The organism is Kutzneria sp. 744, from assembly GCF_000568255.1.
Classification (GTDB): domain Bacteria; phylum Actinomycetota; class Actinomycetes; order Mycobacteriales; family Pseudonocardiaceae; genus Kutzneria.
In genome coordinates, this window is record NZ_KK037166.1 from 10,734,147 (window position 1) to 10,736,195 (window position 2,049).

2 protein-coding genes are annotated in these 2,049 nt (G+C 72.8%); both read left to right on the forward strand.

Annotation, left to right across the window (positions count from 1 at the left end; translation table 11 throughout):
- Positions 1-989, forward strand: a 989-nt coding sequence (locus KUTG_RS48625; RefSeq protein ID WP_043726760.1) for a helix-turn-helix transcriptional regulator, incomplete at its 5' end; no start/stop codon positions are given.
- A 19-nt stretch (positions 990-1,008) separates the two neighbouring features.
- Positions 1,009-2,049: right-handed parallel beta-helix repeat-containing protein (locus tag KUTG_RS48630; protein WP_198047622.1), on the forward strand; the 1,041-nt coding region annotated here is incomplete at its 3' end.

The window sequence follows — 2,049 nt, forward strand, 5'->3', positions numbered from 1 at the left end:
ACCTGCTCGGTGACGACTACGGCACGCCGGACGCCGGTCCGCTCGCGATCTATCACCGGGTCATCACCGGATACCACCGCGGCGAGTGGGCCGACGTGTTGTCGGCGGCACGGGCGCTGGAGCTGAGCTGGCCGCCGCACACCCCGATTCACCATCTGTCGCGCCTGCTGGTGGCCGAGATCCGTGGGTGCGAGGGCGATCCGGGCCTCGCGACGCAGTGGTTGGCGATCTCCGGCCCCACCTGTCCCTTTCCCGCGATGTGGGGCTGGGCCGAGATGGGCCTGCTGTCGCGGAGCGGCCGGCCGCTGGAGGCGTTGGCGGCGGGATGGCGTGCCTACGAGCTGGCCGCCGACGCGGCCGAGCGCGGCAACGTCGTGGGCCTGCACTGGTTGCTCGTCCGGCTGGCCCTGCTGGAATGCGAGGCGGGCAACGAGGACAAGGTGCTCGAGCTGCGCGCGCTGACCAGGAAGTGGTACGAGCGCTTCGGCGGGCGCCGGCTGCAGATGGCCGACCTGATGCTCGGCGGGCTGGCCGAGCGCGACTTCGCCAGTGCCCACGCCGCCGTGGAGGCGCTGCGCGCGCACGACAACCAGAGCGAGCTGTTGCGGGCCTGCCTGATCGCCTCGGCCGTGGCCGAGGAGCCGCGGCCCTGGCTGCACGAGGCGTACGACATCGCCAAGCGCCTCGGCGGCGACCAGCTGCGGATGACCATCAAGGCCAGGATGCGCGAGTGCGGGGTGACCCCACCCCGGCACCGGGCCGCCAGCCAGGAGCTGTCCGACATCGAGCAGCGCGTCATCGCCCTGATCCAGCGGGGCCTGACCAACCGGCAGATCGCCGTGTCGGTGCGGGTCAGCGAGAAGACCGTGGAGAGCTACCTGACCCGGCTGTTCGCCAAGACCGGCTGCCGCTCGCGGCTGGACCTGGCGACCGCCAGCCTGGAGGGACGCCTCGCCCTGGCCGGTTACGACCGGAGTGGAACGGCCTGACATCGAAAGGGATGTGCACGTGGCGCACGATGTGATCATGGTGACCCAGACCGCCGCGCAGGGGCACCGGTCCATCACGGACGCGGTGTCCGCCGCCCGCGAGGGCTCGGTGATCATCGTGAGCGCCGGGCAGTACCACGAGAACCTGGTGCTGACCAAAGCCGTGACGGTCACCGCCGAGGACGGTCCCGGCACCGTGCGGCTGGTGGCCGCGTCCGGTCCCGCCGTGGTGCTCGCCGCCGACTCGGCGGCCCTGTCCGGGCTCACCGTCGAGGCTCAGGACGACGACGGTCCGGCGGTCGTCGTGACCGCCGGGCAGCTCAGCCTCACCGAGTGCCGGGTCACCGCGGTCGGGTGGTCCGCGGTGTACGCGCTGGACCGGGGCGCCGTGCTGATGCGCGGCTGCGAGGTGTCGAACCCGACCGGCGCCGGCATCGTGGTCACCTCCTCCGCCGGCAACATCCTCGACTCCTGCCAGGTGCACGACGTCGGCACCTCCGGCATCGTGGTCGCCGAGCACGGAGAGCTGGTGATGCGGGCCTGCACGGTGCGCGATGCCGGCGGCAACGGCATCTGCCTCAACGGGCACGGCCGGCTGACCGCCACGGACACCACGGTGACCGCGACCGCCAAGCCGGCGATCGCGATCGAGCAGCACGCCGGCGCCACCGCCACCCGGCTCGCCGTCTCGGACGTGCCCGGGATCGGCCTCTACCTGGCGTCCTCCGGCAGCATCCTGATCGAGGACGGTTCGGTCACCGGCGCCGGCGCCGAGGGCGTGCTCGCCACGGAGTCCTGTGCGCCGGTACTGCGCCGGTTCCGGGTCAACCGGGCCCGTGAGCACGGGTATCTGTTCAGCGGGCGGGCCGCGGGCAGCGCGGAGGAGTGCGAGGCGACCGAGATCGCGGGCGCGGGGGTCGGCGTGCGCGACCGCAGCACGACCGAGTTCACCAGGATGACGGTGTCGGCGTGCACGGGCGACGCGGTCAGCGTGGAGAGCGCCGCCGATCCCTTCTTCCGCCGGCTGCGCGTGTTCGGCTGTGACGGCGCGGCCGTCGAG